The 13,312-nt window shown below is 39.2% G+C and carries 13 protein-coding genes; 8 read left to right on the forward strand and 5 right to left on the reverse strand.

Translation table 11 applies throughout. The features are described 5' to 3' along the window. Positions 1 to 13: 13 nt before the first annotated feature. Positions 14 to 1,027 carry a UDP-glucose 4-epimerase GalE gene (gene galE, locus KMW37_RS17175; RefSeq protein WP_215225893.1) on the reverse strand — a complete coding sequence of 338 codons (1,014 nt, stop codon included), beginning with the start codon at positions 1,025 to 1,027 and terminating at the stop codon, positions 14 to 16. Positions 1,028 to 1,243: 216 nt separating this feature from the next. On the opposite strand from galE, the gene KMW37_RS17180 reads away from it, so the two are divergent. From KMW37_RS17180 to hpf, 4 genes are all read left to right on the forward strand, one after another. Continuing rightward, on the forward strand, positions 1,244 to 2,383 hold the full coding sequence (locus tag KMW37_RS17180) for an acyl-CoA dehydrogenase family protein (protein ID WP_215225965.1): 1,140 nt from the start codon (positions 1,244 to 1,246) through the stop codon (positions 2,381 to 2,383). Between the two features lie 100 nt (positions 2,384 to 2,483). Then, positions 2,484 to 2,678, forward strand: a complete 195-nt coding sequence (gene rpsU / locus KMW37_RS17185) for a 30S ribosomal protein S21 (RefSeq protein WP_215225894.1) — start codon at positions 2,484 to 2,486, stop codon at positions 2,676 to 2,678. Between the two features lie 58 nt (positions 2,679 to 2,736). Next, positions 2,737 to 3,621 carry a tyrosine-type recombinase/integrase gene (locus KMW37_RS17190; protein ID WP_215225895.1) on the forward strand — a complete coding sequence of 295 codons (885 nt, stop codon included), beginning with the start codon at positions 2,737 to 2,739 and terminating at the stop codon, positions 3,619 to 3,621. A gap of 31 nt (positions 3,622 to 3,652) precedes the next feature. After that, positions 3,653 to 3,958 (forward strand): ribosome hibernation-promoting factor, HPF/YfiA family, encoded by a 306-nt coding sequence (gene hpf, locus KMW37_RS17195; protein WP_186753479.1) that lies wholly within the window; start codon positions 3,653 to 3,655, stop codon positions 3,956 to 3,958. A gap of 67 nt (positions 3,959 to 4,025) precedes the next feature. Here hpf and KMW37_RS17200 read toward each other — a convergent pair whose 3' ends face one another. Continuing rightward, on the reverse strand, positions 4,026 to 5,690 hold the full coding sequence (locus KMW37_RS17200) for an ArnT family glycosyltransferase (RefSeq protein WP_215225896.1): 1,665 nt from the start codon (positions 5,688 to 5,690) through the stop codon (positions 4,026 to 4,028). 266 nt (positions 5,691 to 5,956) lie between these two features. On the opposite strand from KMW37_RS17200, the gene KMW37_RS17205 reads away from it, so the two are divergent. The 3 genes from KMW37_RS17205 to KMW37_RS17215 all read left to right on the forward strand — a co-directional run bounded on the left by KMW37_RS17205 (position 5,957) and on the right by KMW37_RS17215 (position 9,571). Then, positions 5,957 to 7,459, forward strand: coding sequence for an ArnT family glycosyltransferase (locus KMW37_RS17205; RefSeq protein ID WP_215225897.1), 1,503 nt, complete (start codon positions 5,957 to 5,959; stop codon positions 7,457 to 7,459). Positions 7,460 to 7,758: 299 nt separating this feature from the next. Next, the gene (locus KMW37_RS17210) at positions 7,759 to 8,700 is read left to right on the forward strand and encodes a glycosyltransferase family 2 protein (protein WP_215225898.1); all 942 of its coding nucleotides are present in this window, start codon (positions 7,759 to 7,761) and stop codon (positions 8,698 to 8,700) included. Beyond that, the gene (locus KMW37_RS17215; protein ID WP_215225899.1) at positions 8,693 to 9,571 is read left to right on the forward strand and encodes a lysylphosphatidylglycerol synthase transmembrane domain-containing protein; all 879 of its coding nucleotides are present in this window, start codon (positions 8,693 to 8,695) and stop codon (positions 9,569 to 9,571) included. The genes KMW37_RS17210 and KMW37_RS17215 overlap by 8 nt, the downstream gene beginning before the upstream one ends. Here KMW37_RS17215 and chrA read toward each other — a convergent pair. Then, complete coding sequence (gene chrA / locus KMW37_RS17220; RefSeq protein ID WP_215225900.1) at positions 9,568 to 10,779, reverse strand: chromate efflux transporter; 1,212 nt, start codon at positions 10,777 to 10,779, stop codon at positions 9,568 to 9,570. The genes KMW37_RS17215 and chrA overlap by 4 nt on opposite strands. Before the next feature lie 5 nt (positions 10,780 to 10,784). Next, entirely contained in the window at positions 10,785 to 11,765 is a 981-nt protein-coding gene (locus KMW37_RS17225; RefSeq protein ID WP_215225901.1) for an isopenicillin N synthase family dioxygenase, read from the reverse strand. 78 nt (positions 11,766 to 11,843) lie between these two features. Here KMW37_RS17225 and KMW37_RS17230 point away from each other — a divergent pair, with 78 nt between their 5' ends. Beyond that, a complete protein-coding gene (locus KMW37_RS17230; protein ID WP_246581546.1) occupies positions 11,844 to 12,611 on the forward strand; it encodes a hypothetical protein in 768 nt (255 codons plus the stop codon). 6 nt (positions 12,612 to 12,617) lie between these two features. Here the strand turns inward: KMW37_RS17230 and recO are convergent, their stop codons facing one another. After that, positions 12,618 to 13,304 carry a DNA repair protein RecO gene (gene recO, locus KMW37_RS17235; RefSeq protein ID WP_215225902.1) on the reverse strand — a complete coding sequence of 229 codons (687 nt, stop codon included), beginning with the start codon at positions 13,302 to 13,304 and terminating at the stop codon, positions 12,618 to 12,620. Positions 13,305 to 13,312 lie beyond the last annotated feature (8 nt).

Below are 13,312 nucleotides of genomic sequence, written 5' to 3' on the forward strand. Positions count from 1 at the left end.
CACAACACTAATATTATTTAGCCAAAGTCAGTTGCCAGTTCCAGGCATCTTTTAAGGCATCTTCCAAATTGTATTCAGGTGTCCAGCCTAGGACTTTGCTCACTTTGTCAGTATTGGCCCATACTTTTTCGATATCTCCACTTCTTCTTGGTCCCAATTCATAATTAAGCGGTTTTCCACTTACTTTTTCGAAAGCTTTGATAACTTCCATCACAGTGTTCCCATTTCCTGTTCCAACATTGAAAAGATCAAAGAAGTTGTCTTTTTTGTCCGTAAGGTATTGGATGGATTTTACATGGGCATCGGCTAAGTCCATAACATGGATATAGTCTCTGATGCAAGTGCCGTCAGGAGTGTCATAATCATCCCCAAAGACAGTGATCTTTTCTCTAATACCCGCTCCCGTTTGAGTGACAAATGGGATTAAGTTTGCTGGTACTCCGATAGGCAATTCACCAATAAGGGAAGTAGGGTGGGCGCCAATAGGGTTGAAATACCTTAGGGCTACCACTCTTGCTGCTGCACCACTCTTTACATGGTCCATTAAGATGTCTTCGCAGATTTTCTTTGTGTTACCATAAGGGCTTTCGGCATCTTTTCTAGGGGTGGTCTCCTTTACTGGTAACTCGTCTGGTTGGCCATATACGGTACAGGATGAAGAGAATACGATGTCTTTTACATTGAATTCCTTCATTGTCTCCAATAATACAATTAAGGAATTGATATTATTGCTGTAATATTTTAAAGGGATCTGGGTGCTTTCGCCCACAGCCTTGGAAGCTGCAAAATGGATAACACCAGAAATATTATTTTCCTTGAAAATATTTCTAACCATTTCACGGTCATTACAGTCCCCTTCGTAACATTTTACAGAACGATTGAGGATTTTTTCAAGTCCATTTAGAACTGTTTTTTCTGAATTGGAAAAATTGTCAATGATAATAGGCTCGAAACCGGCATTTACCAAGGCTACGGCTGTGTGGGAACCTATATATCCAGCTCCGCCAGTGATTAAAATTTGTTGCATGAATTGTTTGTTTTAAATAGGTTTTAAGGGGCTCTGTTTGATGTCTGGGCAAATATAAAGTAATCAGATATGCCATGAAATTTTTACGGCTTTTTAATCCTTGAAAACTAAATATTTGCGTGGAAGTTAATATCTTAGGTAGAGTTGCTTATGTGGCAGGTGTTTACCTGCCAGAACATCCAGAAAGAATATAACCCAAGAACTAACGATGCCATGATGAATTTTGATGTGAATGAAAATCAAAGCATGATTGCCCATATGATCAGGGACTTTGGTGCCAAGGAAATAAGCCCTTTTAGAAAAGAATGGGATGATGAACAGCAATTTCCTTTGCCACTTTTTAAAAAGCTAGGTGAATTGGGCTTGATGGGAGTACTGATTCCTACTAAGTATGGAGGGAGCGGATTTAGTTATGATGAGTATGTAACTGCAATTTTGGAATTGGCTAAGCTGGACCCGGGAATTGGATTGTCCATGGCAGCCCATAATTCACTTTGCTGTGGACATATAATGCTTTTTGGCACCGATGAACAAAAAGAAAAATATTTGCCTAAGTTAGCCTCCTGCGAATACCTAGGAGCTTGGGGGCTCACTGAGCCCAATACGGGTTCCGATGCAGCCAATATGAAGACAACAGCTGTAAAGGATGGTGATTATTATATTATCAATGGGGCAAAGAACTTCATAACCCATGGAGTCTCGGGGGATGTGGCCGTGGTGATCGCCCGTACAGGAAATGTGGGTGATTCGCATGGAATGACTGCCTTTATTTTGGAAAAAGGTATGGCAGGATTTAAAGGAGGTAGGAAGGAGGACAAGCTGGGAATGCGTACCTCAGAAACTGCAGAACTGATTTTTCAAGACTGCAAGGTGCACAAAAGCCAGATGTTGGGTGAAGAAGGAGAAGGGTTTATACAGTCCATGAAGGTATTGGATGGCGGAAGGATCTCCATTGCGGCACTTTCACTGGGGATAGCAGAAGGAGCCTTGGAAGCATCCATTCAGTATTCAAAGGAGCGGCATCAGTTTAACAAGCCCATTAGCTCCTATCAAGGGATTTCATTTAAATTGGCAGACATGGCCACCAAATTAGAGGCAGCAAAACTATTGACCTTTAAGGCCGCGAATTTGAAGAACAGAGGGGAATATGTGACCTTGGCCAGTGCAAAAGCGAAGTATTACGCATCCGAGGTAGCCGTGGAGTTGGCCAATGAGGCGGTACAGATATTTGGGGGATATGGTTTTACCAAGGATTATCCTGTAGAAAAGTATTATAGGGATGCGAAGCTTTGTACTATAGGCGAAGGCACTTCAGAAATTCAAAAACTGGTTATCTCAAGAGAGATACTGAAATAAATTTCCGAATTATTGGATAAGAATTAAGCTGATTTAAAACAATGTTTTGTTTTACCGAACTATCTTTATACATTTGCAGCACGAAAGGGGGTGTAAAATTATGATCGTAGTAAACGTAAAAGAGAACGAATCTATCGAAAAAGCGCTTAAGCGTTTCAAAAAGAAGTTTGACAGAACTGGAGCAATCCGTGAACTTAGATCTCGTCAACATTTCGAAAAACCATCTGTGAAAAGAAGAACAGAGGTAATTAAAGCCGCCTACAAGCAAAGAATGCAGGACGAAGAAGGGAGATAATTTATTACTTCCATTCTAGAAAATAAATGAGCATATTAGCGTATTAAATTACGCTGATATGCTTTTTTCGTTTATAAACTACCTTGAACATGAGAAACGGGCCAGTTCTCATACAGTTTTGGCTTACCAGAAGGATCTAGAACAGTTTAAGGATTTTTTACAACTGTCCTTTGGGATGGAAAAACTGGAAGAGGCACAGCATGCTGAAATTCGAGCATGGATCGTGGATTTGGTAGAACAAGCATTATCTGCTACCACCGTCAACAGGAAAATAGCCACCCTGAGATCTTATTATAAATTTTTATTGCGCTCTGGCGTGTTGACCAAAGATCCCACCTACAAAATTAAAGCACTAAAAACACCGAAAAGATTGCCCGAATTTGTTCAGGAAAATACCATGGAAAAGGTATTGAATGAAATATCTTATGAGGAAGGTTTTGAGGGTCAGCGAGATAAGGCGGTAATGGAGTTTCTTTATCTAACAGGGGTAAGGTTGTCCGAATTATTGTCAATAAAATGGCAAGACATTGATATTCAGGGTCAGACAGTTAAGGTGTTGGGTAAACGTAAGAAACAAAGAATAATTCCTCTTACAAATGAGTTGGTAAGGAATATTATTTCGTACAAGAAAGTATTTAAAGAAACATTTTCAAATGTAAACGAGAGTGATTATTTTATCGTTATAAATACAAGAAAGCAAGCGTACCCAATGAAGATTTACCGAATAGTGAGGAAATATTTAGACCTTTTTGCGCAGACGTCCAAGCGTAGTCCTCACCTTCTGAGACATACATTTGCGACCCATTTGCTCAATAAAGGAGCAGACCTCAATGCGGTTAAAGATCTTTTGGGACATGCCAATTTAGCTGCTACGCAAGTTTACACTCACAACTCTATGGAAAAACTGAAGGCTGTGTTTGACCAAGCACATCCTAAAGCTTAAATAAAAGTTTAACTTTTAAACTGTTAAAATTATGAAATTACAAATGCATTCAATCCATTTCGACGCAGATCAGAAGTTGATAGACTTTATCCAGAGAAAAGCGGATAAGTTAGATACTTTCTATGATAGGATTATTGACGGCGAAGTATTTATGAGGCTCGATAAGAACGAGAAAAACGAAAACAAAATCGTTGAAATTAAATTGAATGTACCTGGGAAGCAGTTGTTCGCAAAGCATCAGAAGGATTCTTTTGAAGCTGCTGCTGATGAAGCGATCGAGGGTCTGAGAAGGCAGATCAAAAAGTTCAAAGAAAAGCTAGTGCTAGCTAGACAATAAAAATATAACCCACAATTTAAATAATGCATCAACAAACCCGCTCAAGTGAGCGGGTTTTGTTTTTGCTTTATAATCTTTCTGCCCAGTAGAATTTTTTTGTGCCCTTTTCCCTCCAATTATCCTGAGTGCCTTCCAAGATTGACAAAAGAATGTCAGGAATATATTTCGCGTTCCAATTGGTAGAGACCACTTCTATTTTATAATCAGCATCATTTAAATTTTGCCTAGTTTCTTCATCACAAATGAGAAAATCAAAATTGGACAAAGCTTCCTGGTAATTAGCTTTTGGTAGATTGACCAAAGAATAATCCGTTCCCAGACCTATCCTAATCTTGCTGGCAGTATGGAGGTTGCCAATAAAGGCTATTTTACTATCATTAGTTATATTTTTTTTCTGGATATGCTCAGCGGCTTGTACTCCTTGATCAGGTAAAGAAATGACCTTGGTGAAAAGAGATAGACTAAAAAATATCAATAAAATAGCTGTAGTAAGAACGGTGGCTGGTTGCCAAGATTTCTTAAATGCAAGATAAAGAGCAATTAGTAGTGCCATAGAAATTAATATTCCCAAAGCGGTAAAAAAGGTAAACGTTCCCAGTCCTAAATTGAGGTATAGGGCAGTGAGGATGACGATTAAGTTGAGGAACAGAAATATACCAGAAGTCCATTTTATTACTTTGCTTTTCAATCCTATTGGGTTTTGCGCTATCAGCCAAGCCAGAGCTACAGCACTTACAGGGAGAACGGGCAGGAGGTATCTTTCATAAAATACTGAAACCATGCTGGTCATTAAAACCATGGAAATACACCAGATAAATACAAAGCCAAAAAAGGATTTATTAATGTCAGAAACCTTTGGATGAATCTTTTTTAGGGAAGCTATCCCCGGTGCTATCCAAGGGAAGAACATCAGAAAATAAAGAACTACAGCCAAAAGGAAGTTGGTAGCAATAAGCAAGAGTTTACTCCCCACACGGATGCCTACTTGATCCTCTATGAAGGAGTTTAGGTAGGTAGGTCCAAATTTGATATACATGGCCCAAAACCAAAACAAGCCTATTATCAACATGATAATAATCGAAGGTATATGAGCCAGCTTTTTCCAGGAAATTCTTTGCCAAGGATTGACCAGCAAATATATAAGGGCAATGCCTCCTAAAGCAGCAGCAGGAAGCCCTTTTACCTCAAATGCCAGTCCAATTCCCAGATAGAGCATCCATAAATACTTTTTGGAAGCATCGTTACCATATTTAATCAGGCCAGTCACTCCTAAGACTGATAATGTCATAAATAGGGCCAGTAAAATATCGGGGATGGATCTGGTACTGCTGAAAATGATCAAACCATGACTGGCAGCAATACACGTGGCTAAATAGCTGATGTTTTTTTGATTGAAGATCAACTGGGCAATGCGATTGACCAAAAGAACTATGATAGCTCCACTCAGCAAGAAGAAAACTCTCGATGAAAAGGCTGAAATTCCAAATATTTTAAATCCTGCCAGAGCAGTCCAATAGGTGAAAATGGGCTTCTTAAACCTTAATTCCCCACTGCCCAAATAGGTGGTGAGATAATCTCCATTTTGCATCATCTTGATGGCTGCATCAGTATAATACATTTCGTCTGGATAGTGGAGGTGGAATTGTAAGGCAAAAGGAGCAACCAAAAGAATGAATAAAGTAATAATTGGCCAGGCTCGGTTTTGAATAGAAGAGGAAAAATTATCTAACATTAAATTCATTAGTAAGAATAATAGGAATTGTACTATTTGGATTAGGTCCTTTACGGTCGCGAAGTTACAATCTTTCAAAAAGAAGTGGTGATATCAGGACTTAAAATTTTGTTAAAAAAAAGTATTGTTGTGGATGGAATGTGTTGATTTTCAGATGATAAACTATAAAATAATAGCTATATTTATGTAGCAAAAGGTAATACATATAGATAAATATGTATTTAAGCGTTAAGTGATATTGTTTAGACCCGCTAAAGGATTTTTAGGTGAAGCGTTATTCATTTCTATTGATTTTGATCATTTCGGTGGTATCAATAGCCAAGATACTATTTACAGCCACTACTTCTTTAAGTTTGTTTTCTGAGGAGGCACAACATTGGTTATGGTCACAGAATTTGGACTGGAATTATTATTCTAAGCCATTGATGGTGGCAGTGTACAATTTTATTTTCACAGGTCTGTTTGGACATACCAATGTTGCCGTGCGCTTAAGTGCGGTCTTATTTTCAGCTGGCACGGCCTGGATGGTTTTTGAACTGGGCGAGAAGATGTTTAAGGATTCAAGGGTTGGATTCTGGGCCGCTATTATGTTGCTGGTAATGCCTTTTTTTCATTTGGCCTCCTTCTTTCATACTACGGATTCCTCTTTATTGTTTTTTTGGGCCTTGAGTTTTTATTGGCTTTGGATGGCTACAGAAACCCATAAGACCAGTTATTGGATTTATGCAGGTATGGCAAGTGCAATGGGAATGCTTTCTAAAAACACTATGGTTTTGGTAATCCCATTGATTCTTTTGTATTTATTATTGGTGGATGCCAAACAGCTTAAGGAAAAGGGTTTTTATATTTTTTGTCTGGTATTTTCACTTTCTTTTATTCCGATAATAATATGGAATATTCAAAACGATTTTGTCACCTTTAAACATGTGGGGGCTCTTGGAGGGGTGGTCGGTGAAAGTAAGCCCTTTGATCTGACCGCTTCACTGAAGTACATCTCTGAGTATGCCGGAGGTCAAATGGCCATTATTTCAGCGTTTTTCATTCCCTTCTTATTGATGTCCTTTCGTAGGATGCTGAAGTATAAGGAAAGGCAAATGATATTTATTTTACTACCAGCGGTATTGGTCTGGTGTTTATTTTTTGGGATTTCCATTTCGAAAAGGGTAGAGGTCAATTGGCCTGTATTCGCCTATGTTAATCTAAGTATTGCCATGGTTTATGTAGTTTCAAGTGCTGAGGATTATTGGAGAAAATATGCCCTTTATTCTACCGCTGTATCGGGATTGATGATAATTTTAGTTATGAACCCGGCCTCATTGGATTCCTTTGGCTATAAGAAGGTATTGAAGCCAGAAAAGGATCCACTTGGTAGATTGGCTGGATACGCCGAGATGGGGCAAAGAGTGGATTTTCTCATTGATTCTTTGGCTTTGAATAAGTATTTTATATTTAGCGATAGTTATCACTTGGCTTCTGAAATGGCTTTTTATGTGAGTGGCAATCCTCAGACATATACGATCAACCTGGGGAGAAGAAAAAACCAATTTGATCTTTGGCCTGGAATTGAACAATTTGAAAGGAAGGGTTATTTCGGGCTTTATCTGCAAAGGGGAACAGGTGACCGATCTGAGCTGCTCAATGGATTTGAGGAAAGAATATTGAAAGAGGCTTTCCATGTGGTATATAGAGGGGATACTGTGCGGACCTTCAGTATTGAAGTATATAAGAACCTGCAGCATGTGGAAGAGCAGGAAAATGAACATTATTGATCTTTCCTTTTTAGTGTATAATTAGTTGATTATCTTCTTTTTTAGGCTTGTTAAGTTTTAGGGATGTGCTGTTAACTTAGTTTTGAAAGGTGTTGTTTAACAAAAATGGATTTTTTAAGTGGCTGTTACATTTTTTGCTTTGTCCAAGGTGTTAATGCCTAAATGTCTTTTTTATGTATCAAAAATAAGCCTAATGCTAGGGTGTAAAATCAAGAAAGCATTATCAAAAGGTTAGGTTTTGATAGGGCTTCTTGGTGAGAGGTCAAAAAAGGATTAATTTTGGCCAAATTTTATATGGTATGTCTAAATTACAACTCTCTCTAGTCGTTACTGTTTTTAACGAAGAAGAGAATATTAAACCCCTTTTGGAAGCAATCTATAGCTCTATGGAAAGTATAGATTACGAATTGATATTGGTGGATGATGGGTCTACGGATAAAACTGTTGCCGAATCAAAGAAATATGCAAATGAGCGAACCAGGGTGTTGATTTTTAATAAGAATTATGGACAAACTACTGCCTTGGCTGCCGGAATAGACCATGCTGAGGGGGAGTATATTTCCACCATGGATGGAGATTTGCAAAATGACCCTTCAGATATTCCAATGATGCTAAAAAAGGCCATTGATGAGGATTGGGATGTGGTGGCAGGAGTAAGGGCCAATAGAAAGGATGGTTTTGTACTTAGGAAGATTCCTAGTAAGATGGCCAACTGGATGATTAGAAATACTACAGGGGTACATTTGAAAGATTACGGTTGCAGTTTAAGGGTATATAAGGCACATATTGCCCAAGACATGGGATTATATGGGGAATTGCATCGTTTTATTCCTGTTTTGGCGAAGCAGGAAGGGGCTAGGATGACCGAAGTGGATGTTAAGCATCATCCAAGAATTCACGGTACTTCAAAATATGGCTTGAACAGGACCTTTAAGGTAATGGCTGATTTGATTTTGATGCTTTTCTTCCAAAAGTACCTTCAGCGACCTATTCACCTTTTCGGTACTATGGGGCTTTTAGCCTTTTTCATTGGAGTGATCATCAATATATATTTATTGGCCCTTAAAATTCTGGGTGAAGATATCTGGGGAAGGCCAATATTGTTGGTGGGCTTGATCTTGGTTCTAGGAGGTTTGCAACTGATCACAACAGGGATTGTTGCAGAGATTATAATAAGGACTTATTTTGAATCCCAGGATAAAAAGACATATAAAGTAAAAGAGGAATTCCGAGGTGAATAAGAAAAACATCAAGCTACTCCTAAAAGTACTCCTTACGGGAGTAGCGATTTACCTGGTAATTCGAAAGATTGATACACAAGCCACTTGGCAAGTGTTGAAGGATATCAACTTGGGCTATCTTTTATTGGCCGTTTTATTTTTTACACTTTCAAAGGTGATTTCTTCTTTGCGTCTTAATTTTTATTTCAGGGATTTGGAGGTGAATTTGTCTGAAACAAGCAATCTCAAATTATATTGGAAAGGGATGTTTTATAATCTGTTCCTTCCTGGTGGAATAGGTGGGGATGGATATAAGGTTTACTTGCTCAATAAATATTTCAAAGGGCCAGTTAAAAAGCTTTTGGCAGCGGTGCTTTTGGATAGGATAAGTGGATTGGCAGCTTTAGTGTTTTTGCTTTTGGGAATTTGGTTTTTCTTGCAAAAAGATGGGATAGATCTGCCGATAATGGACTTGAATATGCTTGCAGGAGCAGGTTTGCTATTAACACCAACTATTTTTGGAGTGGTTTACTGGTGGTGGTTTAAGTCCTTCAGATCATCGATGCTGATAAGCTCCTTGTATTCTATATTGGTGCAATGCTCCCAGCTCGTAAGTGCCTACTTTATCCTTTTGGCTTTGGGGATACATGAGCAGATATTGGATTACCAGTTTGTGTTTTTATTGTCTTCGATTGTTGCCGTATTGCCTTTGACCATTGGAGGAGTAGGAGCAAGGGAGCTGGTATTTATTTTTAGTCATAGCTATATGGGGATAGATAAAAATGCTGCAGTAGCTTTTAGCTTGATCTTTTTCCTGATTACAGCTTTGGTATCGCTAATCGGCGCTTTCCTGAAAGTGGATATTGAATCTGAAGTTTCAGTAACTAATTAGCCCAAGAAATTATTGGACAGCAGTTGGTAGCCCAAGCCAATTACAATGCCGCCCAGGATGATGAGTGGTGAAGGGATTTTGGTGAATTGCAATAAAAGATAAGTTCCTACAATGGCTGATATATTGAATATATTGGCCGGCATAGGTTCAAAAAGCAAGTAGGCAGCTGCAATCAACATCCCGCAACTGACAGCATTGATGCCTTCCAAAGCCGCTCTGACAGGCCTGTATTTTTTGAGTTCATCCCAAAATTTAATCACAAAGAATATCAGGAATGTACCCGGCAGAAAAATACCTGCAGCAGCAATTAATCCACCAGTAATAGCGCCGGTAATTCCCATACTACGCATGGAGAGAGCACCTATATAAGAACTAATGCTAAATGTAGGGCCTGGGACTCCTTGAGAGATGGCATAGCCCGTTAGAAATTCCTCGGATGTAAGGTAGGCCTTGAACTCCACGAATTCTGTGTAAAGGTAAGGGACTAAGACTTGCCCGCCTCCAAATATAAGGCTACCATTACGGTAGAAGTTCTCAAATAACCTGATGGGTAGAATTCGGGTAAAGTGCCCTAATGTGGCCGCTAGAATCAGTACTCCTGCCCAAAGTAAGAAGTTGGCCCATTTTACATTGATACCACGTTTTTCCTCTATTTTTGGCTGCTTATGAAATTTCAAAGAGGTGAACACTCCCCCGATTACCAGCATTACCGGGAATACGTAGGGGGAATTATAGAAGAAAGCCACAAAAGCCGAGAGCATCATCAAAACGGTCGCTTCGGGAGTTTTGACCATTTTACCTATGGTTTTCTGGGCCGCATAAATGATAAAACCGATCGCCATAGGCTGAATGAATTTTGCAAAATCGAGCGAACCGGAAGTTTGGGTCTGCAGGAAATCCACCAAGATGGCCGCAGAAGTCATGATGAGGGTAGCAGGAAGTATCCATACCAGTAAGGAGAGATAGGCAAGATTAGGCCCCCCAACCCTATAACCTATAGCAGAGATGGTTTGAGTTGAAGTAGGGCCTGGCAAGACCTGGCAGAGTGCGTGTAATTCCCAAAGATCTTCCTCTGAAATATAACGGCGTTTTTTAACCATCATGTCCAAGACCATTGCCAAGAAGGCCTGAGGTCCCCCAAATGCCGTAACTGACAATGTAATGACATCCTTTAGGTAGAGGTAATATTTGACTTTCCTTATGGTCACGAGAACTATTTACGTAAGCCCAGTTCTCTTAACCTTTCTTCTAGAAATTCTCCAGCAGTGGCATCAGCAAATGCTTTTGGGTTTTCTTCATCCACGCAGGAATCAAGACAGGTTAAGTCCATATCGGACCTTGGGTGCATGAAAAAAGGAATGGAATACCGACTGCTGTTCATTTTGTCCCTAGGAGGATTGACCACTCGGTGAATGGTTGATTTCAATTTTTTATTGGTCAGCCTTTCCAGCATATCTCCCACATTAACTACTAGCTGTTCAGGAAGAGCTGTGATAGGGATCCACTTTCCATCTTTTCTAAGCACCTGTAGTCCATCGGCACTGGCTCCCATCAAAAGAGTGATTAGATTGATGTCTCCATGTTCCGCTGCCCTAACAGCATCTGCAGGGACTTCTTCTGGATTTTGAATAGGGAAATAATGAATTGGCCTAAGTATAGAGTTGCCATGCAATACCTTGGACTCGAAATAATCTTCAGAAAGTTCCAAGTGAAGAGCAATGGCCCTAAGCATGGCTTTACCGGCATTTTCAATGGTAGAAAATACCTCTAAGGCCACATCCTTAAAATCAGGGATTTCAGTGGGCCAAACATTGGGTGGATAATCTTTTTTGAGTGGATCACTATCTGGGATATGGCTTAAATCTTGTCCGACATGGTAAAATTCCTTTAAATCCCCTGTATTTCTTCCCTTTGCATGTTCCTTGCCTTTTCCAGTGTATCCTCGTTGATATCCAATTTCAGGACGTTCATACTGATTTTTCACACTGTCATCTAGGATGAAAAAATTCTTTATACTTTGATAGAGCTTGTCTTGTAGTTCTTGAGTAAGGCCATGGTTTTTGATTGCCACAAAACCGATGTTTTGATAGGCATCCCCCAGTTTTTTTACAAAGGCAGCTTTTGTATTGGCATCGCCAGTGGTAAAATCAGCCAGGTCCAGAGATGGGATTTCATTATATAGGATATCACTCATGACGTATTTTATTTATGTTGCAAGGTAAATATTTTATGGGAAATTTAAATATCTTTAGGCAAACCCAAAGTTGTACATATGAAGAAAATCAGCCCAATTGCCTATATATTTTTAATGATATTTATCATGCTTTCATGTGAGACCAAAACCAACGAAAAAGTTGAACAAGAGTCCCTTGTTGAAGAAGAATTAGTGGTAGAGGAGAAGGCTATTAAATTCCAATACTTGATCCAAGAAGCGTCTTATCCTGATGCCATGTTAGAACTCTACAGTCCTTTAGAAAATGAGGTGTTTAAGGAGGGGCGAGTGCCATTTGAATTCAATATCAAAAATTATCCTTTTGAAGATGGGATAAATGGATTTCAGCTAAAGATGATTATTAATGGCAATGATCCTATTGGATATAATATGCCAATTTTCAAAAAGAAGCTTGATAGGGGAACCTATAAGGTGCTGGCCTATCTGGTAGATGACACAGGTCTTGCCCTAAAGGAATATGGTAACTACGTAGATAGAGATTTCGTGGTGGGAGAATCGAATCCTTTCCCGGAAAATGAAGACCCTGTAATTGGCTTAAATTTGCCTCATAATGGCCAAGAGTTCAAAAAAGATGAAGCTGTACTAGTTGACTTTATTTTGGTAGGAGGAGATTTGGAAGAAGATGGAATGACCATAAAAATCAGCGTGGATGGCAAGGAATATATTGTTAAGGAGTTAGGTCAGGTTAAAATCAGTGATCTTCCAGTTGGTAAACATAAACTCGAAGTTGTACTGGTAGACTCTGATGGCAATGAAATTTCTGGGATCTTTTCCAAAAGCATAAAAGAAATTATCATTAGCGGATGATTGGCTTTACATTAGGTTTCTAAGGACTTCCAAGGATTTGACTTCTGAAAAGGTCTCAAGGTGTATGCTGTAGAACTTTAAAAGGTCATCCAATAATTTCCTGCGAATAGATGCTGGGATTCTAGTTTCATTATTGAATGGCGCATGTAAGAGCTGGTTGAAGTGTCGCTTTTCCTCTAAAGCATATGAGGAGTCGTTGATGTCAGGATGGACCTGTTCAAAGAATTCAGTAGCATTGTTGGGAGAGAAACCCAAAAATCTCGAAGTTTCCAATAAGAAGGCTATGGGGTAATTGCCCAGATTGATTCCCTCTTGATCCAATAAAGCGATCGCTTGATAGATAAAGTCAAACAGATATTCATTATGATAGTTTTCGTATATGGATTTGCCTAGCACTTCAGCAATAAACATAGCTGTACCAGATCGATAATAATCAAAAGGGATTTTATGAAAGGGAATGGATAGTTTTACTTCCGAAATTCGATTGAGGGAAGCATTGTCCTTGTCATATACTACCAGGTCCAATAAGGTGAGAGGCTGGTAAAAGGCCATTTTAGATTTAGACTTAGGGCTGCGCACACCATTGACTATATAACTCTTCAGCCCCAGGTCCCTAGTGAAGATTTTAACGATAATAGAAGTCTCCTTGTACTTGATATAGTGAATAACGATGCCTTGGGTTTTTTTTATCATGGCCTAAT

Origin of the sequence: Echinicola shivajiensis (genome assembly GCF_018642165.1) — a bacterium.
Classification (GTDB): domain Bacteria; phylum Bacteroidota; class Bacteroidia; order Cytophagales; family Cyclobacteriaceae; genus Echinicola; species Echinicola shivajiensis.

Excerpts from the sequence above, each read along its gene's own strand:
- galE (WP_215225893.1), bottom strand. The coding sequence starts at position 1,027 with ATGCAACAAATTTTAATCACTGGCGGAGCTGGATATATAGGTTCCCAC.
- KMW37_RS17180 (WP_215225965.1), top strand. The coding sequence starts at position 1,244 with ATGAATTTTGATGTGAATGAAAATCAAAGCATGATTGCCCATATGATC.
- rpsU (WP_215225894.1), top strand. The coding sequence starts at position 2,484 with ATGATCGTAGTAAACGTAAAAGAGAACGAATCTATCGAAAAAGCGCTT.
- KMW37_RS17190 (WP_215225895.1), top strand. The coding sequence starts at position 2,737 with ATGCTTTTTTCGTTTATAAACTACCTTGAACATGAGAAACGGGCCAGT.
- hpf (WP_186753479.1), top strand. The coding sequence starts at position 3,653 with ATGAAATTACAAATGCATTCAATCCATTTCGACGCAGATCAGAAGTTG.
- KMW37_RS17200 (WP_215225896.1), bottom strand. The coding sequence starts at position 5,690 with ATGTTAGATAATTTTTCCTCTTCTATTCAAAACCGAGCCTGGCCAATT.
- KMW37_RS17210 (WP_215225898.1), top strand. The coding sequence starts at position 7,759 with ATGTCTAAATTACAACTCTCTCTAGTCGTTACTGTTTTTAACGAAGAA.
- KMW37_RS17225 (WP_215225901.1), bottom strand. The coding sequence starts at position 11,765 with ATGAGTGATATCCTATATAATGAAATCCCATCTCTGGACCTGGCTGAT.
- KMW37_RS17230 (WP_246581546.1), top strand. The coding sequence starts at position 11,844 with ATGAAGAAAATCAGCCCAATTGCCTATATATTTTTAATGATATTTATC.
- recO (WP_215225902.1), bottom strand. The coding sequence starts at position 13,304 with ATGATAAAAAAAACCCAAGGCATCGTTATTCACTATATCAAGTACAAG.